This is a genomic window from Actinoallomurus spadix, assembly GCF_024055725.1.
Lineage (GTDB): Bacteria > Actinomycetota > Actinomycetes > Streptosporangiales > Streptosporangiaceae > Actinoallomurus > Actinoallomurus spadix.
Window position 1 is genome coordinate 13,762 of record NZ_JAMXMX010000033.1, and the last position, 21,651, is coordinate 35,412.

Annotated in this window: 20 protein-coding genes; 10 read left to right on the forward strand and 10 right to left on the reverse strand. The window is 72.0% G+C overall.

Annotation, left to right across the window (positions count from 1 at the left end; translation table 11 throughout):
- Window positions 1–15 precede the first annotated feature (15 nt).
- A complete protein-coding gene (gene metH / locus NE235_RS32945; RefSeq protein WP_252810006.1) occupies window positions 16–3,657 on the forward strand; it encodes a methionine synthase in 3,642 nt (1,213 codons plus the stop codon).
- Between the two features lie 169 nt (window positions 3,658–3,826).
- On the opposite strand, the gene NE235_RS32950 is transcribed toward metH, so the two are convergent.
- The 4 genes from NE235_RS32950 to NE235_RS32965 all read right to left on the reverse strand — a co-directional run bounded on the left by NE235_RS32950 (window position 3,827) and on the right by NE235_RS32965 (window position 7,015).
- Window positions 3,827–4,168 (reverse strand): hypothetical protein, encoded by a 342-nt coding sequence (locus NE235_RS32950; RefSeq protein WP_252810010.1) that lies wholly within the window; start codon window positions 4,166–4,168, stop codon window positions 3,827–3,829.
- Between the two features lie 343 nt (window positions 4,169–4,511).
- Complete coding sequence (locus NE235_RS32955) at window positions 4,512–4,835, reverse strand: hypothetical protein (protein ID WP_252810012.1); 324 nt, start codon at window positions 4,833–4,835, stop codon at window positions 4,512–4,514.
- Between the two features lie 382 nt (window positions 4,836–5,217).
- Window positions 5,218–5,748, reverse strand: coding sequence for a DUF1707 and FHA domain-containing protein (locus NE235_RS32960; protein WP_252810014.1), 531 nt, complete (start codon window positions 5,746–5,748; stop codon window positions 5,218–5,220).
- Between the two features lie 73 nt (window positions 5,749–5,821).
- Entirely contained in the window at window positions 5,822–7,015 is a 1,194-nt protein-coding gene (locus NE235_RS32965) for a cytochrome P450 (protein WP_252810017.1), read from the reverse strand.
- An 88-nt stretch (window positions 7,016–7,103) separates the two neighbouring features.
- Between NE235_RS32965 and NE235_RS32970 the strand changes: the two genes are divergently transcribed.
- On the forward strand, window positions 7,104–7,931 hold the full coding sequence (locus NE235_RS32970) for an esterase family protein (protein ID WP_252810019.1): 828 nt from the start codon (window positions 7,104–7,106) through the stop codon (window positions 7,929–7,931).
- Between the two features lie 3 nt (window positions 7,932–7,934).
- Here the strand turns inward: NE235_RS32970 and NE235_RS32975 are convergent, their stop codons facing one another.
- The gene (locus NE235_RS32975; protein WP_252810020.1) at window positions 7,935–8,456 is read right to left on the reverse strand and encodes a hypothetical protein; all 522 of its coding nucleotides are present in this window, start codon (window positions 8,454–8,456) and stop codon (window positions 7,935–7,937) included.
- A gap of 50 nt (window positions 8,457–8,506) precedes the next feature.
- A complete protein-coding gene (locus NE235_RS32980; protein WP_252810022.1) occupies window positions 8,507–9,970 on the reverse strand; it encodes a KamA family radical SAM protein in 1,464 nt (487 codons plus the stop codon).
- Window positions 9,971–10,043: 73 nt separating this feature from the next.
- On the opposite strand from NE235_RS32980, the gene kdd reads away from it, so the two are divergent.
- The 7 genes from kdd (at window position 10,044) to lhgO (ending at window position 18,319) form a co-directional block, all read left to right on the forward strand.
- Window positions 10,044–11,069 (forward strand): L-erythro-3,5-diaminohexanoate dehydrogenase, encoded by a 1,026-nt coding sequence (kdd, locus tag NE235_RS32985; protein WP_252810024.1) that lies wholly within the window; start codon window positions 10,044–10,046, stop codon window positions 11,067–11,069.
- Window positions 11,066–12,661: a lysine 5,6-aminomutase subunit alpha gene (gene kamD / locus NE235_RS32990; RefSeq protein ID WP_252810026.1), complete on the forward strand. Its 1,596-nt coding sequence runs from the start codon at window positions 11,066–11,068 to the stop codon at window positions 12,659–12,661. Before kdd ends, kamD begins: the two co-directional genes overlap by 4 nt.
- Entirely contained in the window at window positions 12,658–13,485 is an 828-nt protein-coding gene (gene kamE / locus NE235_RS32995; protein ID WP_252810030.1) for a lysine 5,6-aminomutase subunit beta, read from the forward strand. The genes kamD and kamE overlap by 4 nt, the downstream gene beginning before the upstream one ends.
- On the forward strand, window positions 13,482–13,895 hold the full coding sequence (kal, locus tag NE235_RS33000) for a 3-aminobutyryl-CoA ammonia lyase (RefSeq protein WP_252810031.1): 414 nt from the start codon (window positions 13,482–13,484) through the stop codon (window positions 13,893–13,895). Before kamE ends, kal begins: the two co-directional genes overlap by 4 nt.
- Window positions 13,896–14,567: 672 nt before the next feature.
- A complete protein-coding gene (lnt, locus tag NE235_RS33005) occupies window positions 14,568–16,253 on the forward strand; it encodes an apolipoprotein N-acyltransferase (protein ID WP_252810032.1) in 1,686 nt (561 codons plus the stop codon).
- Between the two features lie 3 nt (window positions 16,254–16,256).
- A complete protein-coding gene (locus tag NE235_RS33010) occupies window positions 16,257–17,009 on the forward strand; it encodes a polyprenol monophosphomannose synthase (RefSeq protein ID WP_252810033.1) in 753 nt (250 codons plus the stop codon).
- Window positions 17,010–17,122: 113 nt separating this feature from the next.
- The gene (gene lhgO / locus NE235_RS33015) at window positions 17,123–18,319 is read left to right on the forward strand and encodes an L-2-hydroxyglutarate oxidase (protein ID WP_252810034.1); all 1,197 of its coding nucleotides are present in this window, start codon (window positions 17,123–17,125) and stop codon (window positions 18,317–18,319) included.
- A gap of 87 nt (window positions 18,320–18,406) precedes the next feature.
- Here lhgO and NE235_RS33020 read toward each other — a convergent pair whose 3' ends face one another.
- From NE235_RS33020 to NE235_RS33030, 3 genes are all read right to left on the reverse strand, one after another.
- The gene (locus NE235_RS33020) at window positions 18,407–18,850 is read right to left on the reverse strand and encodes a hypothetical protein (RefSeq protein WP_252810035.1); all 444 of its coding nucleotides are present in this window, start codon (window positions 18,848–18,850) and stop codon (window positions 18,407–18,409) included.
- A gap of 187 nt (window positions 18,851–19,037) precedes the next feature.
- The gene (gene ligD, locus NE235_RS33025; protein WP_252810036.1) at window positions 19,038–19,970 is read right to left on the reverse strand and encodes a non-homologous end-joining DNA ligase; all 933 of its coding nucleotides are present in this window, start codon (window positions 19,968–19,970) and stop codon (window positions 19,038–19,040) included.
- 70 nt (window positions 19,971–20,040) lie between these two features.
- Window positions 20,041–20,316 carry a hypothetical protein gene (locus NE235_RS33030; protein ID WP_252810038.1) on the reverse strand — a complete coding sequence of 92 codons (276 nt, stop codon included), beginning with the start codon at window positions 20,314–20,316 and terminating at the stop codon, window positions 20,041–20,043.
- 219 nt (window positions 20,317–20,535) lie between these two features.
- On the opposite strand from NE235_RS33030, the gene NE235_RS33035 reads away from it, so the two are divergent.
- Window positions 20,536–21,045, forward strand: coding sequence for an FxsA family protein (locus NE235_RS33035; RefSeq protein ID WP_252810040.1), 510 nt, complete (start codon window positions 20,536–20,538; stop codon window positions 21,043–21,045).
- A gap of 65 nt (window positions 21,046–21,110) precedes the next feature.
- Here the strand turns inward: NE235_RS33035 and NE235_RS33040 are convergent, their stop codons facing one another.
- Window positions 21,111–21,455, reverse strand: a complete 345-nt coding sequence (locus NE235_RS33040) for an RNA polymerase-binding protein RbpA (RefSeq protein WP_252783493.1) — start codon at window positions 21,453–21,455, stop codon at window positions 21,111–21,113.
- Between the last annotated feature and the right edge of the window lie 196 nt (window positions 21,456–21,651).

Genomic DNA, 21,651 nt, shown 5'->3' on the forward strand with positions numbered 1-21,651 from the left:
ACGGGAGGTGGTCCAGTGGACAGATCCGCTACCGACGGCCAGGCACGTGGACGGGACGCGACCCGGGCACTGCGCGAGCTCCTGGGTCGGCGCATCGCGGTCCTGGACGGCGCCTGGGGCACGATGCTGCAGGGCGCGCGCCTCACCCCGGAGGACTACCGGGGCGACCGGTTCGGCGACCATCCCCGTGACGTCACCGGCGACCCGGACCTGCTGAACCTGACCCGCCCGGACCTCATCCTGGACGTGCACCGGCGCTATCTCGCCGCGGGCGCCGACATCACGACCACCAACACGTTCACGGCGACGAGCATCGGCCAGGCGGACTACGGGCTGCAGGCCCACGTGCGGGAGATGAACCTGCGCGGCGCGCAACTGGCCCGGCAGGCCGCCGACGAGGCGGGCGGGCGGTTCGTCGCCGGCTCGATCGGCCCGCTCAACGTGACGCTCTCGCTGTCCCCGCGCGTGGAGGACCCCGCCTACCGGGCCGTGTCCTTCGACGAGGTCCGCGACGCGTACGCCGAGCAGATCCAGGCCCTCGCCGACGGTGGCGTCGACCTGCTGCTGATCGAGACGATCTTCGACACGCTCAACGCCAAGGCCGCCATCGCGGCCGCCCGCGAGGTCGCCCCGCAGCTGCCGCTGTGGATCTCCGTCACGATCGTCGATTTGAGCGGCCGCACGCTGTCGGGCCAGACCGTCGAGGCGTTCTGGACCTCCATCGAGCACGCCGACCCGCTCGTCGTCGGCGTGAACTGCTCGCTCGGCGCCGCGGAGATGCGCCCGCACGTCACCGAGCTGGCGCGCCTGGCCGGCACGTACACCGCGTGCCATCCCAACGCGGGACTGCCCAATGCGTTCGGCGGCTACGACGAGACGCCGGAGGAGACCGCCGGCCTGCTCGCGGAGTTCGCCGGCGCCGGAGCCGTCAACATCGTCGGCGGCTGCTGCGGCACCACGCCCGGGCACATCGAGAAGATCGCCGCCGCCGTCTCCGGCCTGCAGCCGCGTGAGGTGCCCGCCCCGCCGAGGCGGCCCCGGTTCAGCGGCCTGGAGCCGTTCGAAATCGCCCCCGACACCGGCTTCGTGATGATCGGGGAGCGCACCAACGTCACCGGCTCGGCGCGGTTCCGGCGGCTGATCGAGGCCGACGACTACCAGGCCGCCGTGGACGTGGCACTGGAGCAGGTACGCGGCGGCGCGAACCTCCTCGACGTCAACATGGACGCCGACCTGCTCGACAGCGAGCGGGCCATGACGACGTTCCTGAACCTCGTCGCGACCGAGCCGGAGGCAGCCCGCATCCCGATCATGGTCGACAGCTCGCGGTGGAGCGTGCTGGAGGCCGGGCTCAAGTGCGTGCAGGGCAAGGCCGTCGTCAACTCCATCAGCCTCAAGGAGGGCGAGGGGCCGTTCCTGGAGCAGGCCCGCCGCATCCGTGACTACGGCGCCGGCGTGGTCGTCATGGCCTTCGACGAGCAGGGCCAGGCCGACACGACCGAGCGCAAGGTCGAGATCTGCGGCCGCGCGTACGACCTGCTGACACGGGAGGCCGGGTTCGCGCCCGAGGACATCATCTTCGACCCGAACGTCCTGGCCGTCGCGACCGGCATCGCCGAGCACAACGGCTACGCCAAGGCGTTCATCGACGCGCTGCCGCTCATCAAGGAGCGCTGCCCCGGCGCCCGCACCAGCGGCGGCATCTCGAACCTGTCCTTCTCCTTCCGCGGCAACGACGTCGTACGCGAGGCGATGCACTCGGCGTTCCTGTTCCACGCCGTCCGCGCCGGCCTGGACATGGGCATCGTCAACGCGGGCCAGCTCGCCGTCTACCAGGACATCCCCGCCGACCTGCTCGAACTCGTCGAGGACGTGCTGTTCGACCGGCGTCCCGACGCCACGGACCGCCTCGTCTCCTTCGCCGAGACGGTGAACGGCAAGGGCACCCAGCGTACGGTCGACCTGTCCTGGCGGGACGCGCCCGTCGAGGACCGCCTGGCGCACGCGCTCGTGCACGGCATCGTCGACTTCGTCGAGGAGGACACCGAGGAGGCCCGGCAGCGGGCCGCGCGACCGCTCGACGTGATCGAGGGCTCGCTCATGGACGGCATGAAGGTCGTCGGCGACCTGTTCGGCGCCGGGAAGATGTTCCTGCCGCAGGTCGTCAAGAGCGCCCGGGTGATGAAGCGCGCCGTCGCCTACCTCGAGCCGTACATGGAGGCGGAGAAGGAACAGGCCCGGCTGGAGGGCCGCCTCGAGAGCGAGCGCGGCAACGGCAAGGTCGTGCTCGCGACCGTCAAGGGCGACGTGCACGACATCGGCAAGAACATCGTCGGCGTCGTCCTCGGCTGCAACAACTACGAGGTCATCGACCTGGGCGTCATGGTCCCCGCCGCCACCATCCTCGACACCGCGGTCGCCGAGGGCGCCGACGCCGTGGGGCTGTCCGGCCTGATCACCCCCTCGCTGGACGAGATGGTCGCCGTCGCCGCGGAGATGGACCGCCGCGGGCTGAAGATCCCGCTGCTGATCGGCGGCGCCACCACCTCGCGTCAGCACACCGCGGTGCGGATCGCCCCCGCCTACGACGGCACCACGGTCCACGTGCTCGACGCCTCCCGTGTCGTCGGCGTCGTCTCGGACCTGCTCGACCCCGACCGGGCCGAGGAACTGGCCGTGCGGAACCGCGCCGAACAGGACCGCCTGCGCGTCCAGCACGAGACCCGGCAGCGCAGTCCCATGCTCACCCTCGAACAGGCCCGGGCCAACCCCGAGCGCGTCTCGTACGACGACCTGCCCGTCCCGGACTTCACCGGCGTACGGACCGTCGAGCCGGAGCTGACGGACCTCCGCGCGATGATCGACTGGCAGTTCCTCTTCCTCGCGTGGGAACTGAAGGGCAAGTACCCGGCGATCCTGGAGCAGCCGGTGGCGCGCGAGCTGTTCGACGACGCGAACGCGCTGCTCGACCAGATCATCGCGGACGGGTCCCTGCGGGCCCGGGGGCGCTACGGCTTCTGGCCCGCCCACTCCGAGGGCGACGACATCGTGCTCGAGGACGGTGTGCGGTTCCCGATGCTGCGCCAGCAGACGGTCAAGCCGGAGGGCCGCCCCAACCGCTGCCTCGCGGACTACCTGGCCCCCGCCGGTGACCACCTCGGCGGCTTCGCCGTCGCGATCCACGGCGCGGACGAGCTCGCCGCGCGATACGAGGCGGCGGGTGACGACTACCGCGCCATCATGGTCAAGGCGCTCGCCGACCGACTCGCCGAGGCGTTCGCCGAGTACCTGCACCTCAAAGCGCGGCGCGAGTGGTACGAGCCGGACGCCGACCCCGCCATCGAGGACCTGCACGCCGAGCGCTTCCGCGGCATCCGCCCGGCTCTGGGCTACCCGGCGAGCCCGGACCACAGCGAGAAGGACACGCTGTTCGAGCTGCTCGGCTCTAGCCTGATCGGGATGGGACTGACCGAGTCGTTCGCGATGACCCCGGCGGCGAGCGTCAGCGGCCTGCTGTTCGCCCATCCGGCGTCCCGGTACTTCACCGTGGGCCGCATCGGCCGGGACCAGGCCGAGGACTACGCCCGGCGCCGTGGCGTCCCCCTCTCCGAGGTGGAGCGCCGGCTGCGGCCCAACCTCGCCTACGACCCGGCCTGAGGCCCGCGTTCCGTTCGCGTCCCGACGCCCCGATGCCCCGCCCGCTCTCGGTGAGTGCGGGCGGGGCATCGGGCGACGACGAGCCGTTCGTGACGTCTTCCCCCGTCTCGGCCGACTGTCACGGCCCGAACCGGGTGTCGCGATCGCCTGCGGTCAGCGAACGTCCGGATCAGTCGTTATCCTGAAGGAGCCCCCGCTGGTTCTCGTCCTCGCGCTGGTTCTGGAACTCCCGCTGGCGCTCGTTCTGCGCCTGGCCGTTCCGGGCGATGGCCACATTGTTGTTCCGGTTGCGGATCCGGATCGGGATGTAGTTGAAGAGGTTGTTGTTGTTCCAGTTGAAGCTTCTCTGGTTGTGGAACGTCCGGAAGTTGCTCGCGAGGCGGTTGCAGCATCCGCCGCCCCAGCCGCCCCAGCCGCCGCCCCAGCTCGCGGACGCGGGGGTGCTGGTCAGCAGGGTGCCCGCGGCTGCGGCGAATACCAGGACGCCGGTGGCGCATGTCTTCTTCAGCACGTCAGTCTCCTTATTGTCGGAACCGCACGATAGCCGTCGCGGACGGCGCTTTTCCGATATCGCGGACTGCGCCGCGATTCGTAACATTCCCCGCCGTAATCCGGACAAGACAAGTGCCGGGTAAGATGGCGATAAAGACGCAGCGCAATAACTGGACATACCAGGTCGTCAAGCGACTAGATGCCCGTCGATGCGCAATCCGTGGCTACCATCGCGATTCGGACAAAGTTCCGGTCGCACGCCGATCAATGCGGCGGCGGTCCTGCCCGCTCTTCCCGGAGCGGGCAGGTACCTGCCGACGGCCGGCCGTACGATCCCGGCTCAGGGCCGGCGTAGGTGCGGACTAGTCGTCGTCATCCAGCCCGAGCCCGCCGGCGAACAGGCCGTCGCCCTCGAAGAGCCCGCGCCCACCCTGTCGCTGGTTGTTGGTCGCGATGGCGACGTTGTTGTTGCGGTTGTGGACGCGGACCGGGGTGAAGTTGAAGACCTGGTTGTTGTTAAAGCTGCCGCCGCCGCCCCAGCCACCGCCACCACCCCAGCCGCCGCAGCAGCCGCCCCAGCCGCCGCCCCAGGCCGGGGTCTGGGCGGACGCGGGTGAGCTCGCCAGCAGAGCGCCCGCGGCAGTGGTGAGCAGCAGGACACCGGTGGCGCACGTCTTCTTCAGCACGTCAGTCTCCTTCTAGTCGGAACCGCGCAGAACACCTTTCGAGCGGCACGTTCCCGATTTTCGGGTCTGTACCGTGACTAATAGCATTCCCTGCCTCATTCCGGACAAGACAAGTGCCAGGTAAGCAAGCAACAAAGACAGAGGCCCTAGAATCGGACTTATCCGTCCGTATCCGGATATGAGACTGCGCCGGATCCGAGATGGCGCGGGTCGTCCTCCGTCTCGCTCACGGCAAATAGCTGTTTAGGGGGATATTCGCGGATTTGCCGCATTGTCGGCCCGTGGTCGTGCCGTTCTCGTGGCGTGTCATGTGGACGTCGGCCATGGAGCGGAACGCGACGGTCACCGCCGTCCTGCGGGGCCGGGTGACGCCCGGGTGGGGTCAGCCCGCGGTCAGGATGAACCGCTGCCGGCCGAACGCGATCTCGTCGCCAGGGCGCACGCGCGTGGGGCCGGCGATGCGGTACCCGTTGACCCGGGTTCCGTTCATCGAGCCCAGATCCGACAGCAGCCAGGTGCTGTCCGTCCGGCGGAGCTCGGCGTGCATCCGGGAGACGGTCACGTCCGTGACGACGAACTCGCAGGTCGGCGCCCGCCCTATGATCAGCCGCGCCCGGTCGAGCCTGGGCAGGGTGAACCGGGGGAGTCGTGGCGCCCGCCAGGCCGCCTCGAGGCGGGCGGTCATCGCCGACAAGGAGGTGACGGCGCCGGTGAGGCCGCGCAGGACCCGGCTGCCCGGCGGCAGGTCGTCGACGAGGTGGGACAGCTCCGCCTGGGTCCGGGCCCGCAGTGCGGAGTCGACGCGGCGCTCGAACGTGTCGTGCGACAGCCGGCCCTCGGCGGCGCGGTCGCGGAGCACCCGAAGGATTCGGTCGCGTTCCTCGTCCGACGCGCGTACCGGAAGCCCCTCCATGACTCGCAAGTATCGGGTCCGAAAAGTCCGTTGTCCAGCGGAGACCCGTCGGGGCTCGTCAGGTGGCCGCAGCCTATTGATCTACAATGTAAAGGCCGTCATCTGATGAGATCTCCACGGTCATGGGCTCCCAGACGACCTCCAGGGCGAGCGGCTTACGAAAGACCAGGCCCCGGGGCGCCGAGGCGGTCTCCGCGAGCCGAAGGCCCGGGAGACGGAGGAGGGCCCGCAGCATGGTGACGGTCTCCAGCCGGGCCAGGTGCGCGCCGAAGCAGAAGTGCGGGCCGTGGGCGAACGACAGGTGGCGGTCGGCGTTCGCCCGCCGCGGGTCGTAGCGGTCCGGCTCGGCGAAGACGGCCGGGTCGCGGTTGGCGGCGGTGATCGAGACCCGGACCAGGTCGCCCTTCGCGATCCGGGCGCCCGCGAGCGCGACGTCCTCGGTGGCGTACCGGTCGACCACCGCGGCGGCGGGCTCCAGGCGGACCGACTCCTCCACGGCTGCCGTGAGGAGCCCCGGCTCGACCCGCACGAGGGCGATGCGGTCCGGCCGCTCCAGCAGGTGCAGGACGGCGTTGGTGATCATGCCCTCGGTGGTGTCGATGCCGCCGAACATCAGCACCGCGGCGTTCGCCACCACCTCGTCCGTGGTCAGGTGACGGGCGGCCGCCGGCAGCAGGGCGTCGCCGGCCGCGCGCGCGCCGAGGGCCGCTTCGACCTCGGCCCGCAGCCGGTCGTAGGCGTCCGTGGCGTTCGCCGGCCGGCCCGCCGTGATCGCCGAGACCGCTCCCACGAACGCGTCGTACCACGAGCGGATGGTGGCGGGCGGGACGTCCCGCAGACCGAGCGCCTCGGTGACCACGGCGACGGCGAGGGGCCCCGCCAGGTCGGCGCGGACCTCGGCGCGCCCGCGCGGCGCGACGGCGCCGACCAGCCGGTCGGCCTCCGCCCGCACGAACGCGGTGAACCGGGCCCGGGTCTCGGCGGGGCGGAAGCGGCGCGCGAACGGGTCGCGGTGCCGGGTGTGCGCGGCCCCGTCGAGGGAGAGCATGCTGGTCCCGACGACCTGTGCCGTCGAGAAGCGCGGGTCGTCGACGGTGAACCGGGGGTCGCGCAGGACGCGGAGCGCCAGGTCGTGACGGGTGACGAGCCACCCGTCGAGGACGGGGATCCAGGACACCGGCTCGGCGGCGCGCAGCCGGGCCAGGAACGGGTGCGGATCGGCGTCCAGCTCCTCGATGGTGGCGCTCGCGCCGACAGGAAACTTCACTTACCTGACATTAGGGCTTCTTCTTCGCGAGAAGCCACAGGCCCGCTCGCCGCACCGGCGCCGGGCCTTCCGGTTAAGCTCGCGCCTCATGTCGATCATCTCCCGCCGCGGCGCCCTCATCGCCGGTCTCGGCGGGCTCACCGTGCTGGCCGGCGCCGGCGCGGCGTACGGCCTCGTCGAGGAGGACGTGCTGCCCGGGCGCTACCGCCTGGCGCAGCACCTGGGGCGGTGCGGGAGCATGCCGCCGCTACCCCGGATCAGGCCCGGGACGGTCGAGCAGGCGGAGTTCCGCACGCCGGGCGGCGGCACCGCGCGCGTCCTGCTGGGCTATCCCGGGGCCGTGACGAAGGGCCTGCCGGTCGTCGTGATGCTGCACGGCTCGGACGGGGACGCCCGTACGCCCTTCGACACCTACGGTGTCCACTACCACCTCGCCGACGCCGTGCGCCGGGGCGTCGCACCGTTCGCGGTCGCCGCGATCGACGACTGGGCGGGCCCCGGGTGGCGGCCGTCGCCCGTCACCACCCGGAGCCTGCTGCCGTTCCTGCGCCACCGGGGATTGGCGACGACCCGGATCGGCCTGCTCGGCTGGTCGATCGGCGGCCGGGGCGCCCTCCTGCTGGCCGCCGAGAGGGGACCCGCCCGTGTCGCGGCGGTCGCGGCGGCCTCGCCCGCCCTCTCGGGAGCGGACGTGACGGCGCTGGCCCGGACGCTCGGCGCCGTTCCGGCGTCGCTGACCTGCGGGCGCGACGACGCGTTCGCGACGCCGGCGAAGAACCTGCTGGCCCGGCTCCGCGCCGCCCGCCGGGCCGAGGTCACCGGCGGGATCCACCCCGGCTGCCACGACGCCGCGTTCCGCCGCCGGATGCTCCCGGCCCAGATCGAGTTCCTCGGCCGTCACCTGTCCCGGGCCTGACGGTCAGAGCCGGGTACGGAGGTCCCGGATGGCGGCGAGGACCTCCTCACGGTTGCCCGCCGCCTTGATCCAGGCGGGCAGGCGCTCGACGAGGCTGCCGGAGCCGGTGTGCGGGTGGCGCTCGCGCAACCGGGCGCCGACGTAGCCTTCCAGCAGGTCCAGATGGGCGGCGTTGTAGGCCCATAGGATCCGCCCGCGGCACCGGCGGCGCAGCCACAGCGGCAACCCGAAGAACGGGTCCTCCGGTCCCGTCATGCGGGGCACGGCCAGTGGGGGACCACCGCCGAAGAACAGGTCCCCGTCGCCCTTGCGCCATGGCCGCGGTCGCCAGGTGCCGGTGTGCCCGCAGCCGGGGCAGCTCAGGCGGCGCGCGGCCATGAGGTGCTCACCGGGATGCCGAGGGCACTCCCGGTATCCGGGATCGACGAGCACGACGGCCCGGCCGCCGCAGTGCGGGCACACGACCAGGAGCTCTCGCGCCAGCCCCCAGAGGCGTGCGCCGGTGTCGCGGAACCGTTCGCTCACACCTCATGATCCCAGTCGCGCGCCCGTCCGCGCGCGGCGTTCTCCGGCCGTCACTCGGCGAGCAGGGCCTTGGAGGCGTCGCGGCTGGCGGCGGCCAGGCCGGCGGCCCTGCCGGGCACCTCGGAGGCGTGCTCGCGCCACCAGGCCCGGCCTTCCTCGGGCAGGGTGTGGATCGGGTCGTAGTACTCGTAGCGGCGGTTCAGCGCGTCCGGGTCGTCGCTCTCCAGGGCGGTCCGGTAGTTCTTGGTCCAGTAGGAGATGCCGCGCTCGGTGTCGTACTCGGCGACCTGGTGGACCCAGCGTTTGCCGACGTACGGGACGTCGCAGACGATGCGCGGCGTGGCGAAGCCGGGCAGGTAGCCCATGATCCCGTGCTGGAGCCGCTGGGCCTCGCCCAGCGAGAGCCGCCAGTGCTCGCTGAACGGGATCATGTCGCACAGGTAGAAGTAGTAGGGCAGCACGCCGTTGTCCTGCAGCGCGAAGCACAGGTCGAGGAGCTGCTCGACGGTCGTGTTGACGCCGCGCAGCAGCACGCCCTGGTTGCGGACGTCGCGGACGCCGGCGTCCAGCATCGCCCGTGCCGCCTTCGCGACGAGCGGGGTCATCGACTGGGCGGCGTTGACGTGGGTGTGGATGGCCAGCTGTGCGCCGCGCGCCCGCGCCTTGGTGGCCAGGCGCTCGACGCCGGCGCGTACGTCGTCCTGCAGCCAGTGCTGCGGCAGGCCCATCAGCGCCTTGGTGGCCAGCCGGATGTCGCGGATGTTGTCGATGTCCAGGAGCCGGTCGACGAACGCCTCCAGCCGCGCCCAGGGCATGTTGGCCACGTCGCCGCCGGAGACGACCACGTCGCGGACCTGCGGGGTGCGGCGCAGGTACTCCAGCATCGCCTGGACCCGGTCGGGCTGCTTGAGGGCGAATTTGTGCTTGTCGATCTGCGGGGTGGAGTTGCCGACCAGGTCCATGCGGGTGCAGTGCCCGCAGTACTGCGGGCAGGTGGGCAGCAGCTCGGCGAGGACCTTGGTGGGGTAGCGGTGGGTGAGGCCCTCCGCCGCCCACATCTCCGCCTCGTGCAGTGAGTCGCGGCTGGCGACCGGGTGGGAGGGCCAGTCTGTGCGCCGGTCGCTGAAGACCGGGAGCATGTAGCGGCGCACGGGATCGGCGTAGAAGGCCGCCGTGGAGCTCACGTCCATCGTGTTCAGCATCTGCGGGGGGACCAGCATCGACATGGTGGCCCGCTCACGCTGGTCGCGCTCGAGGTCGGCGTAGAGGTCCTCGCTCAGCAGGTCGCCCATCACCTGGCGGAGCTGGCGGAGGTTCTTCACGCAGTGCGCGCGCTGCCACTGTGCCGACTCCCACTCCGCGGTCGTGACGTCACGCCAGCCGGGGAACCGCCGCCAGTCGGGCTCGGTGAGCTCGCGGTGGCGGTAGGCGTACGGCTGAGGGTGCGCTCCGGGCGCCGGCACGGACTCCTCGGCGACAGCGGTCACGGTGTCCTCCAGGATGAACTCTTGCATTAGCCTGACGATACGAGAAATATTCTGCTAGAGCCAAGGCTAACCGTAAGATTTTGCGCCAGCGAGGTGAGGGATGAGAAGTTCTCCGGTCGGTCTACACCGGGTCGCCGAGCCGCCGGGCGTGCTGCCGCAGGCGGCCGAGCGCCTCGACACCGACCCGCGCGTCCGCGACGACGAGGTACGGATCCGGGTCGAGCGGCTCAACCTGGACGCCGCCTCGTACCGGCAGCTGCACACCCGGCACGGCGGCGATCCGGACCGGATCCGCGCCGAGGTCGCCGAGATCATCGAGACGCGCGGGAAGATGCACAACCCGGTGACCGGTTCGGGCGGCATGCTCATCGGCGTCGTCGAGGAGGCCGGCCCCCGGTCTCCGCTGGGCCTGCGGCCCGGGATGCGCGTGGCCACCCTGGTCTCCCTCACCCTGACCCCGCTGCGGATCACCGACGGCCTCGCCCGCTGGGACGGCCTCAGCGAGCAGGTGCCCACCGAGGGGCACGCGATCCTGTTCGCCCGCTCGATCGCGGCCGAGCTGCCCGCGGACCTGCCGCCGGAGCTGTCGCTGGCCGTCCTCGACGTGTGCGGCGCGCCCGCCCTGACCTCCCGCGTCGTCGCCTCGTACGCCTCTCCGGTCGTGGCGGTGCTGGGCGGCGCGGGCAAGAGCGGGTCGCTGTCCCTGGTCGCGGCCCGGCGCGCCGGTGCCAAGCGCACCGTCGGCGTGGTGCCGAACGAGACCGAGGCCGCGCGGCTGCGCGCCGCCGGCCTCGCCGACGACGTCGTCCTCGCCGACGCCCGCGACCCGATCGCGCTCGCCGAGGCCGTCGGCGGGACCGGAGCCGACGTCACGGTGGTGTGCGTGGACGTGCCCGGCTGCGAGCACGGCGCGATCCTGGCCACCGCGACCGGCGGCACTGTGATCTTCTTCTCGATGGCCACGTCGTTCTCAGCGGCGGCCCTCGGCGCCGAGGGACTGGCCGCCGACGTGACCATGCTGATCGGAAACGGGTACGTCCCCGGTCACGCGGAGCTGGCCCTGGACCTCCTTCGTACCGAGCCGAGCCTGCGCACGATCTTCCGGGAGCGGGTGGAGACGGAATGACGAAACTGGATCTGGACCCCCAGGTGGTCCGCAAGGCGCGGCTGCTCGCCGAGCGCGCCGCCCAGCCGGTGATCGAGATGGCCCGCACCCACACGACCGTGTCGGTCGAGCGGGCGCAGCTGCGGCTGGCCGGCCTGACCGGCGCGGACTCCGACGGCCTGCCGTGGGTGAACCATCTCGTCGACGCCGTACGGGACCAGGTGGGCCTGGAGCACGGGGTCGCGCTGCCGGTCTTCGACGCGCTCCTGCGCGAGCCGTACGCCGACCTGGGCGACCTGGCGAGGGCGGCCGCACTGGGCGCGGTGACGTTCCGGCTGCCGGCCGGCGGCGACGCCGAGGCGGCCGCCGAGTACGCACGGTGCGCGGCCCGGCAGGGCATCGGCCGCGTCGACGCGCGCCGCGCCGAACGCGACGCGATGCTGCGCCTGACCGGCGACCCCCGCCAGCCCTGGATCTACCTGATCGTGGCCACCGGCGACATCTACGAGGACATCCCGCAGGCGCAGGCCGCCGCGCGCGAGGGCGCCGACGTCGTCGCGGTGATCCGCTCGACCGGGCAGTCGCTGCTGGACTACGTGCCCGAGGGCGCCACCCGCGAGGGGTACGCCGGGACGTACGCCACCCAGGAGAACTTCCGGCTCATGCGCGCCGCGCTCGACGACGTCTCGCGCGAGCTCGGCCGGTACGTGCGGCTCACCAACTACGCCTCGGGGCTGTGCATGCCGGAGATCGCCGCGCTCGCCGGCCTCGAACGCCTCGACATGATGCTGAACGACTGCATGTACGGCATCATCTTCCGCGACATCAACCCGCGGCGGACCTTCATCGACCAGCGGTTCTCCCGGCAGATCCACGCCCGCGCCGGCATCGTCATCAACACCGGCGAGGACAACTACCTCACCACCGCCGACGCGGTCGACGCCGCCCACACCGTCGTCGTCAGCCAGCTGCTGAACGAGCGGTTCGGCAAGGAGGCCGGCCTGGCGGACGGGCAGCTCGGCCTCGGCCACGCGTTCGAGATCAACCCGGCGATCCCCGAGTCGTTCCGCCTCGAACTCGCCCACGCACAGCTCGTCCGCGAGCTGTTCCCGGACGCGCCGCTGAAGTACATGCCGCCCACGAAGCACATGACCGGCAACATCTTCGCCGGGTACCTCCTGGACGCCTTCTTCAACCTCGCCGGCGTGATGACCGGGCAGTCGATCATCCTGATCGGGATGATGACGGAGGGCATCCACACCCCGTGGCTGTCCGACCGCGACCTCGCCCTGGAGAACGTCCGGTACGTCCGCGACGCCTGCGGTTCCCTCGCCGAGGACTTCGTCCCACGCCCGGACGGGTTCATCGTCCGCCGCGCCCGGCAGGTGCTGTCCGAGTCCGTCGACCTGCTCGAGCGGATCTGCGACGACACGCTGCTGAAGGCGATCGCCGACGGGACGTTCGGGGTGACCCGCCGCCCCGCCGACCGTGGCAAGGGCCTGGACGGCGTCGTCGAACGCGCCGACGGCTACTTCAACCCCGTCATCGAGATCCTGGAGTCGGAGGACCCGCACGCCACCGCCGTGCCGGCGTCCGCAGGGAGGGCAGAATGAGACCGCAGGACTCCGCCACCACCGACCGGACCGCCCCCCAGGACCTGCCCTCGATCATCCGGCCGTACGGCGACACGACCGGCGACGCGATGGTGCAGCTGTCCTTCAGCCTCCCCGTGCCCGCCGGGAAACGCGCCGAGCTGGCCGCCCTGCAGCTCGCCGGAAAGATGGGCCTGGACCCGGCCAGCGTCGTGCACTCCAAGGCGATGGGGCCGAACTTCACGTTCTTCATCGTGTACGGCAAGGTCAACCACCTCATCGACTACGCCGGCATCGAGGTCCCGGAGGGCCGGGAGTACCCCCTGCTGTCGGCCAAGGAGATCGACCTGGCCATCCGCACCGTCCTGAACCGCCGCATGGTCGTCGTCGGAGCCTGCATCGGCACCGACGCGCACACGGTCGGCATCGACGCGATCCTCAACGTCAAGGGCTTCGCGGGGGAGAAGGGCCTGGAGTACCACCGCGAGATCCAGGTGATCAACATGGGCGCCCAGGTGACCGTGGAGGAGCTCGTCGAGCGGGCGAAGGCCGAGAACGCCGACGCCGTCCTCGTCTCCCAGGTCGTCACCCAGAAGAACGCACACATCCACAACACCAAGCAGATGGCCGCGGCCTTCCACGCCGCCTACCCCACCGCCGTGGGCCCCGGCATGGGACGGCCGCTGCTGATCGCGGGCGGCCCGCGTTTCGACACGGTCACCGAGCAGGAGCTCGGCGTCGACCGCATCTTCGGCAAGGGAACCACCCCGCGCGAGGTCGCCGGTTACCTCGTGCACGCCCTGCTCCCCGACTGGACCCCTGAGAACCCCGCGGAGACCCCATGACGACCGGTTCGGACGGCGGCGACCCGCGGGTCGGCCTGAGCGTCACACACCGCCGCTACGTCCCCTACGCGCACGCCCACTACGGCGGGAACCTCGTCGACGGCGCGTACGTCCTGGGCATGTTCGGCGACGTCGCCACCGAGGTGTGCATCCGCGACGGTGGAGACGAGGGCCTGTTCGCCTCCTACGACGACGTGCAGTTCCGCGCCCCGGTGCACGCGGGGGACGTCCTGGAGGCCACCGCGACGGTGGTCCGCGCCGGGCGCCGCAGCCGTACGCTGGCGTTCGAGGCGCGGGTCGTCTGCCGGGCTCGCCCGGACAAGGGGCCGTCGGCCGCCGAGGTGCTGGACGGGCCCATCGTCGCGGTCACCGCGACCGGGACGGTCGTCCTACCGCACGCCGATGGCTGACACGCGGATCGACACGCGATGAACGGCCGTCAACCAGCGGATTTCCGGGGCCTGTCATCGACCCGCTGACCTGCGGTGACGCGGCTATCCGCAGGTCGTGGCCGCCTTGACATCGCTACGGATACCGATAGGTTGCTCGAACGTCCACCGCAGGACTGACCGGTCGGCCGACCGGGGCGCCGCGAAATCTTGCGCCGCGACGGGGGTTGCGAGCACGCGCCGGCTCAGGCGCCCATCCGTCCATGCCAGACGCACGATGACGCGCCCGCCCGAGGCCGGAGCACCCCGGCCGGCGGGGGGTGGAACTCGGTAAGGGCCTGGGCCCCCATCAGACAACGGACTACGCGCTCGCCGCCGACGAGACGGGTCCGGTTCGAAGGGAGCGCCCGGGTCCTCTTCCGTTTCCGGCACCAGGGTCCTCTTCCGCTCCGGGGCACGCCCGGTTCCGGGGCACGCCCGGCCGCACGGATTCCGGCGCCCGCCTCGGGGCGCATGGGGTCTTCCGGCGGCCGCCTGAGCACGTGAGCGCCCTCGGGCCTCTCAGCGTCGCCCGATTCGTGCGACTTCACGCTGGAAGTGGGATCATCCGTACGACGCGGCCTGCCCGTATTCGTCCCGGTCCCCACCGGCGGGTAGCGTTCCGTCGACGGTCGGACCTGATGAGGAGTGCTGGTGGCGCAGGAGTTGCTCGCCGAGAAGACGCCTGGCGTCGCCGAACGCGACCGGCGGTCGCGGATTCCGGCGTGGCTGCCGCGCCCGGCGGGTGTGGTGCTGGCCGGCCTGCTGCTGGCCGCGGCGTTCCCTCCGATCGGCTGGTGGCCCCTGGCGCCGGTGGCGACCGCGATGCTCGCGCTGCTGCTGCGCGGCCGGACCTGGCGCCGCGGCGCGGGACTCGGGATGCTGTTCGGCCTGGCGTTCTCCTTCCCGACCTTCGAGGGCCTGCGGCCCGTCGGCATGGACGCCTGGATCGCGCTGAGCCTCTTCGAGGCCCTCTACTTCGCGCTGCTGGGCGCCGGCCTGGCCCTCGTCACGCGCCTGCCCGGCTGGCCCGTCTGGACGGCCGCGGCGTGGATCACCGAGGAGCTCATCCGCGGCCGGGTGCCGTTCGGCGGCTTCCCCTGGGCCCGGCTGGCGTTCAGCCAGACCGCATCACCCTTCACCGGTTACGCCTCGATCGGCGGCGCGCCGCTGGTCGGCTTCCTCACGGCCCTCACCGGCGGGCTGCTCGCCGCGGCGGCCCTGCTCCTGTGGCGCCGATGGAACACCTCCCCGGGCCCGGCCGCCGACCCGGTCACCGGGGGCGGCACGGGCAGGCACGAAGGCGCCGCGGCCCAGGAGGAGGAGACCGCTCCCACGGCGGGCACGCCGGGCCGGGTGACCGGGCGGCCGGTCCGCTCGGCGGCCCTCGCGCTCGCCGCCGTGCTCCTGCTCGGCGCGGCCGGGATGTTCGTCTCCCGCCCCACCGGCGGCCGGTCGGTGACCGTCGCGGTCATCCAGGGCAACGTCCCCCGTGCCGGCCTGGACTTCCTCGGCCAGCGCCAGGCCGTCCTGAACAACCACGCCCGGCAGACCCACCGCCTGGCCGAGCAGGTCCGCGCCGGTCAGGTGCCCAAGCCCGACCTGGTCATCTGGCCGGAGAACTCCAGCGACCTGGACCCCTACGCCGACGACGGGGCCCGCGAGGTGATCGACGCGGCGGTCAAGGACGTCGGCGTGCCGGTGCTGGTCGGCGCCGTCATCGACACCGGAGACGGCGAGCACGTCGAGAACCGCGGGATCGTGTGGGACCCGGCCAAGGGCCCCGGGGCGTACTACGTCAAGCGCCACCCGCTGCCCTTCGGCGAGTACATCCCGATCTTCCGTGGCCTGCTGCGAAAGCTCATCACCCGTTTCGACCAGGTTGGAGAGTTCGTCAAGGGCCGTTCACGCGGATCCCTTCAGCTCGGTCCGGTGAAGATCGGAGACGTCATCTGCTTCGAGGTGGCCTACGACGGGCTGGTGCGGGACGTCGCGGACGCCCCGTTGCTCGTCGTGCAGACCAACAACGCGACCTTCGGACGCACCAGCCTCCCCCCGCAGCAGTTCGCGATGTCGCGGCTGCGCGCGGTCGAACACGGGCGCAGCGTCCTCGTCGCCTCGACGAGCGGCATCAGCGGGATCATCGCGCCGGACGGGAAGGTCCTGACCCAGTCAAAGGAATTCACCCCGGACATCCAGGTCCGCCGCGTGCCGCTGCGTACCTCGCGTACGCTTACTGATCACCTGGGCGCCGCTCCCGAGTGGGTGCTGGCGCTGCTGGGACTCGCGGCGGCGGTCGCCGCGGCGTGGAGGACACGGAAGACGAGCAGGGGGGCCTGACCGGTGCAGAACACGGACGACATCGGGCGGGTGCTCGTGATCATCCCGACGTACAACGAGCGGGAGAACATCGAGAGCATCGTCGCCCGGGTGCGCGCCGCCGTCCCCGAGGCCGAGATCCTGGTCGCCGACGACAACAGCCCCGACGGCACCGGGGAGATCGCCGACCGGCTCGCCGCCGCCGACGAGCGGGTGCACGTCATGCACCGGGCCGGCAAAGAGGGCCTCGGCGCCGCGTACATCGCGGGCTTTCACTGGGGGATGGAGCACGGCTTCGACGTGCTCGTCGAGATGGACGCCGACGGGTCGCACCAGCCCGAGGAACTGGCCCGGCTGCTCAGCGCGCTCGGCGGGGCTGACCTGGTCATCGGCTCCCGGTGGGTCCGCGGCGGCACCGTGGAGAACTGGCCGGTCAACCGCGAGGTCCTCTCGCGCGGCGCGAACATCTACGCGCGGCTGATGCTGGGCATCCCGGTGCGCGACTCGACCGGCGGGTACCGCGTCTACCGCGCGACGACCCTTCAGAAGATCGAGATCGACGGCGTCGCGTCGCAGGGTTACTGCTTCCAGGTCGACCTGACGCTGCGGACCGTACGCGCGGGCCTGCGGGTCACCGAGGTGCCGATCCGGTTCGTCGAGCGCACGCACGGTGCCAGCAAGATGAGCCGCGCGATCATGATCGAGGCGTTTCAGCGGATCGCCGGGTGGGGCGCCGCCTACTGGCTGGGGCGCCTCACCGGGCGGGAGCGGCACTGACCCGGCCGCGGCGCCCGCCCACCGGCGGGTTCCGCGGCTCCGGTGCGGCCGCAGCGGAGCACGGCGGGCACGGACGGCACGGGCCGCACGGACCGGGCTGAAGGGCGACCCACATGACTCTCCGCGTCGGTGTGATCGGAGCCGGGATCGTCGGTCTCTCGGTGGCGCGCCGGCTGGCCCGGTGGGATCACGAGGTCACGGTCTTCGAGAAGGAGGCCGACGTCGCGCTGCACCAGACCGGGCATAACTCCGGGGTGGTCCACGCGGGCGTGTACTACCCGCCGGGCTCGCTGAAGAGCCGTCTGTGCCGGGACGGCGCACGCCGGATCAAGGAGTTCTGCGCCGAGCACGACCTGCCGTACGAGGAGATCGGCAAGGTGATCGTCGCGCGGTCGGCGGACGAGGCGGGGCGGCTCCGCGCCATCGAGGCCCGGGCGCGGGCGGCCGGTGTACCGGGACTGCGCCGCCTGGACCCGGCCGGGCTCGCGGAACTCGAGCCGCACGTGCGGGGGTTCGCCGCGCTGCACTCCCCGACGACCGCCATCGTCGACTACCGGCTGATCGCCCGGGCCCTGGCCGGCGACGCGCGAGCGGCCGGCGCCCGGGTGCTCCTCGGCCGGGAGGTGACCGGGCTGGAACGGACCGGCGCGCGGGTCGTCGTGCGCACCGCGGCGGAGAGCGTCACCGTCGACCGTCTCGTGATCTGCGCCGGACTGCAGTCCGACCGTGTCGCGGCGCTCGCCGGGGACGAGCCGGCGCCCGCCATCGTTCCGTTCCGCGGCGAGTACCACCGGCTCGTCCCGCACCGCAGGGATCTCGTCAGGGGGCTCGTGTATCCCGTGCCGGACCCCGCCTACCCGTTCCTCGGCGTCCACTTCACCCCGCGGGTGGACGGCACGGTCGACATCGGCCCGAACGCGGTGCTCGCCACGGCACGGGAGGGCTACCGGCGTGGCGACGTCGACCTCGCCGACCTGCGGGAGATCCTCCGATGGCCGGGGTTCCGGCGCCTCGCCCGGGCCCACTGGCGGGCCGGCGTGCGCGAGGCGCTGACGTCCCTGTCGAAACGGCGGTTCATCGCCGAGGCGCGCGCGTACGTGCCGGAGCTGACGGCCCGGGACGTGGCGCCGGCCCCGGCCGGCGTCCGCGCGCAGGCCGTCGACCGCGACGGCGCCCTCGTCGACGACTTCGCCATCCACCACCTCGGCCCGGTCGTCAGCGTCCGCAACGCGCCCTCGCCCGCGGCGACGTCCGCCCTCGCGATCGCCGACCACATCGCCGACCAGGTACGCGCGCGGGCCCGTGACTGAGCGGACCCGGGACAGAACGGACTCGGGGCAGAACGGACTCGGGACTGAACGGGCCCGCGTGATGACGGGCCCGCCTTCCGGCTCGTGCTACGCCGCGTAGGCGCGGCAGGAGCTGTCCTGGTCGGTGCCCAGGGCGATGACGGTCACGTGGTGCGGCGACTTCACGCCCTTGATCAGCAGCGTGTGCCGTGTGTCGGCGCCCTTGAAGGCGTACGTGACGCTGGAGGTCGCCGGATCGCCCGTCACGGGGTTGTCGTCGGCGTCGTCGGCCTCGAAGTTCAGGGTGATGGGGGTCTTGCCCACCTTCGCGGTGACCTCGACGCCCGTACCGGTGACGCGGTAGGTGACCGTCGTGCAGGTCGGGGCGTCGCTGTCGCCCTTCGGGGAGGCACTGGGCAGTGGCTCTCCCGCCGCCGCACCGCTCGCGGGCGTGGACGCCGCGGACTTGTCCTGATGCGCGGATCCGCTGCCACCGCAGCCCGCCAGGCCGAGCCCGGCCACGGCGACGAGAACGAGCACACGCTTGCGCACGACGAGACTCCAAAGCATGAGGGATCAGTGACGATCGACGTTCCGGGGCCCGGCCGGGCGCCCGGCGGGGACCGGAACGCGACCGGACGGGACGCCGGGGCAACTCTGCTGCCGTCACCATGATCCCGCAAATGGACACGCCGGAAGAACGACGCGACTCCGGCGGTTCATGGCACGTCGCCGAACCTCACCGCGCGGGTTCCTCGCGGTGCACGTCCTCGGGCCGCTTGTCCGGGCGGAGCCCCCGCCAGCTGGGGTGGCGCAGGACACCGTCCGGGGTCCACTCGGCGAAGGCCACCTCGCCCACCAGCGTGGGCCGCACCCAGCGGGCGCGCCGCGCGACGTCGCGGGGTGCGGGCGGGTCGAAGGGCTCCTCGTCCCGGGCCAGCGGCGCCAGCCGCGCGGCGAGGTCCCGCAGATCCGCCTCGGTGAATCCGGTTCCCACGCTCCCGGCGTACCGCAGCCCGTCGTCGTGGACGCCGAGCACCAGCGACCCGACCGTGTCGACGCGGCGGCCCGCGCCGGGCAGCCACCCGGCGACGACCACCTCCTGGTGACGGACGTTCTTGACCTTGATCCAGGGGCCCCGGCGCCCGGGAAGGTAGGGGGAGGCCAGAGGCTTGCCGACGACGCCCTCCAGCCCCTGGGCCAGGCCCACCGAGGAGACCGTCTCGCCCTCGCCCCGCCACCACGGGGGGACGCGCACCGGGGGCCGGTCGACGCCGAGTTCGTCCAGGCGGTCACGGCGCTCGGTGTACGGGCGGCTCAGGAGCGACTCCTCGCCCAGATGCAGAAGGTCGAACAGGTAGTACTGGACCGGTACGGCCCGGACGAGCCGTGCACCGGGCCGCTGGACGTGCATCCGGGACTGCAGGGTCGCGAAGCTCGGCCGCCCGCCGCGCAGGGCGACGATCTCACCATCGAGGATCGCCGGCCGGCGCAGCATCCGGGCCAGGGCGGCCAGTTCCGGGTAGGAGCGGGTGATGTCCTTGTCGTTGCGGGACATCAACCGCACGCTCCCGCCCTGCACGTAGGCGACCGCCCTGACTCCGTCCCACTTCAGCTCCCACCCGTACTCCTGCTGGTCCGGCGGCAGGGACCGTCTCAGCAGGGCCATCATGGGCCGGATGAGACGTGGCAGCTCGCCCAACCGGGGCTCCGGACGCCGTTCCCCGAGGGCCTGTCCGGGCTCAGCTGACCGGCATCGCCTCACGGGCCCGCTGCTTCATTCGTTCGGCCCCCTCGTGCGGCCTCTCCTCGCCGTACTCCTCCTCCATCCGCAGCGCGACACCGAGCGCGAAGAAGGTCGGTGCCCACTCGCCGATGAAGATGCCCCAGCGGTCGGCGCGGTCCAGTCCGGCGTGCTCCTCCGCCTTCAGCGACATCGCCCAGCTGGCGAATGACGCCAGGATGGACGCGATTCCGGCGATGTACATGGTGTCGGACGTGATACCAGCCCTGCGCATGAGCCTCACCATTGTTAACCCCCCGTTGACCTGCGCATTCTTCTCGATATGGACCGGTACCCGTGGGTCGGTGCGCCATGCCGTCACAGGGTTCAAATCACCGCCAACTGCCTCTCCTTCCGGACGGCAGGGGTCTGCTCGTCACGGTCCGCGGCCGCCGCCCGGGCACCGGGGAACGATGCCGTCCAGAGCATCGCGCCGGCGGGCCACAATGGAGACATGCTCCCCGTGGCGCTGTTCCTCGCGTTCCTGCTGCTGCCCGTGCTGGAGATCTACGTGATCATCCAGGTCGGCGAGGCCATCGGTGGCTGGCCGACGGTGGCGCTGCTGCTGGCCGAGAGCGTCTTGGGCGCCTGGATCATCCGGCACGAGGGGCGGCGGGCCTGGCGTGCACTGAAGGAGACCTTCGGCGCCGGGGGGATGCCCGAACGGGAACTGGCCGACGCCGGGCTGGTCCTGGTCGGCGGCGTGCTGCTCCTGACGCCCGGTTTCGTGACGGACTTCTTCGGGTTCCTGTTCGTGCTGCCGTTCACCCGGCCGCTGGTGCGCCGCCTGCTGTCGCGGTACGTCGCGCGGCGGATGTCGGCGGCGCGGCGCGGCGCGACTCTGCGGTTCGGAGACCTCGGCGGCGTGCACGTCCCTGGGCCCGGGGACGGGGAACCGGAGCCGGGGCCCCGGGTGGTGCGCGGCGAGGTCATCGAGGAGGACCCGGAGACGGACCGGCGCTGAGAACGACGCACGGGCCGCGCCGTCGAGGGGCTGACGGCACGGCCCGTGTGCGTTCGGGGTGTCGGTTACGCGGTCCTTCTGCGCTGTGCGCGCAGGACGGCCAGTCGCTCGGCCAGGACCTCCTCCAGATCTTCGATCGTGCGGCGCTCCATGAGCATGTCCCAGTGCGTGCGGGGCGGTTTACCCTTCTTGGACTGGGGCATCTCGCCATTGACCATCAGGGCCGTCGCACCGCAGCTCCGGCACTCCCAGGTCATCGGCACCTCGGCCTCGGCGGCCAGGATGACGGTGAACCGGTGGCCCTTCGGGCAGTCGTACATGACCTCCTGGCGAGGGGCCAGGTCGGTGTTTCGATCGTTCTCGTAGCTCGTGGCTCCGAGCCGGGTGCCGCGAAGTGCGCGCTCGGCCATCGTGACGTGCCTCCCAGACGGCGTGCGTTCTGCTAGACATGAACGCTGGATACCGTCACAAGATTCCCGCCTTGGCCTGGATCCAACCCTGGGAACACCGATCGTTTCCCGAGGTGACCCGGCTTACGGGCGTTGAGCTGCGCTGAGAGTCTATCAGCGCGAGCCAGGCAGGGGAGTCCGGCCTCGGCCTGGACCG

Bases quoted from the DNA above. Each gene is read 5' to 3' on its own strand.
- NE235_RS32960 (WP_252810014.1), bottom strand. From the start codon at position 5,748: ATGGAGGGGCTTCCGGTACGCGCGTCGGACGAGGAACGCGACCGAATC.
- NE235_RS32970 (WP_252810019.1), top strand. From the start codon at position 7,104: ATGTCGATCATCTCCCGCCGCGGCGCCCTCATCGCCGGTCTCGGCGGG.
- NE235_RS32980 (WP_252810022.1), bottom strand. From the start codon at position 9,970: ATGCAAGAGTTCATCCTGGAGGACACCGTGACCGCTGTCGCCGAGGAG.
- kdd (WP_252810024.1), top strand. From the start codon at position 10,044: ATGAGAAGTTCTCCGGTCGGTCTACACCGGGTCGCCGAGCCGCCGGGC.
- kamD (WP_252810026.1), top strand. From the start codon at position 11,066: ATGACGAAACTGGATCTGGACCCCCAGGTGGTCCGCAAGGCGCGGCTG.
- kamE (WP_252810030.1), top strand. From the start codon at position 12,658: ATGAGACCGCAGGACTCCGCCACCACCGACCGGACCGCCCCCCAGGAC.
- kal (WP_252810031.1), top strand. From the start codon at position 13,482: ATGACGACCGGTTCGGACGGCGGCGACCCGCGGGTCGGCCTGAGCGTC.
- lhgO (WP_252810034.1), top strand. From the start codon at position 17,123: ATGACTCTCCGCGTCGGTGTGATCGGAGCCGGGATCGTCGGTCTCTCG.
- ligD (WP_252810036.1), bottom strand. From the start codon at position 19,970: ATGATGGCCCTGCTGAGACGGTCCCTGCCGCCGGACCAGCAGGAGTAC.
- NE235_RS33030 (WP_252810038.1), bottom strand. From the start codon at position 20,316: ATGCGCAGGGCTGGTATCACGTCCGACACCATGTACATCGCCGGAATC.
- NE235_RS33035 (WP_252810040.1), top strand. From the start codon at position 20,536: ATGCTCCCCGTGGCGCTGTTCCTCGCGTTCCTGCTGCTGCCCGTGCTG.
- NE235_RS33040 (WP_252783493.1), bottom strand. From the start codon at position 21,455: ATGGCCGAGCGCGCACTTCGCGGCACCCGGCTCGGAGCCACGAGCTAC.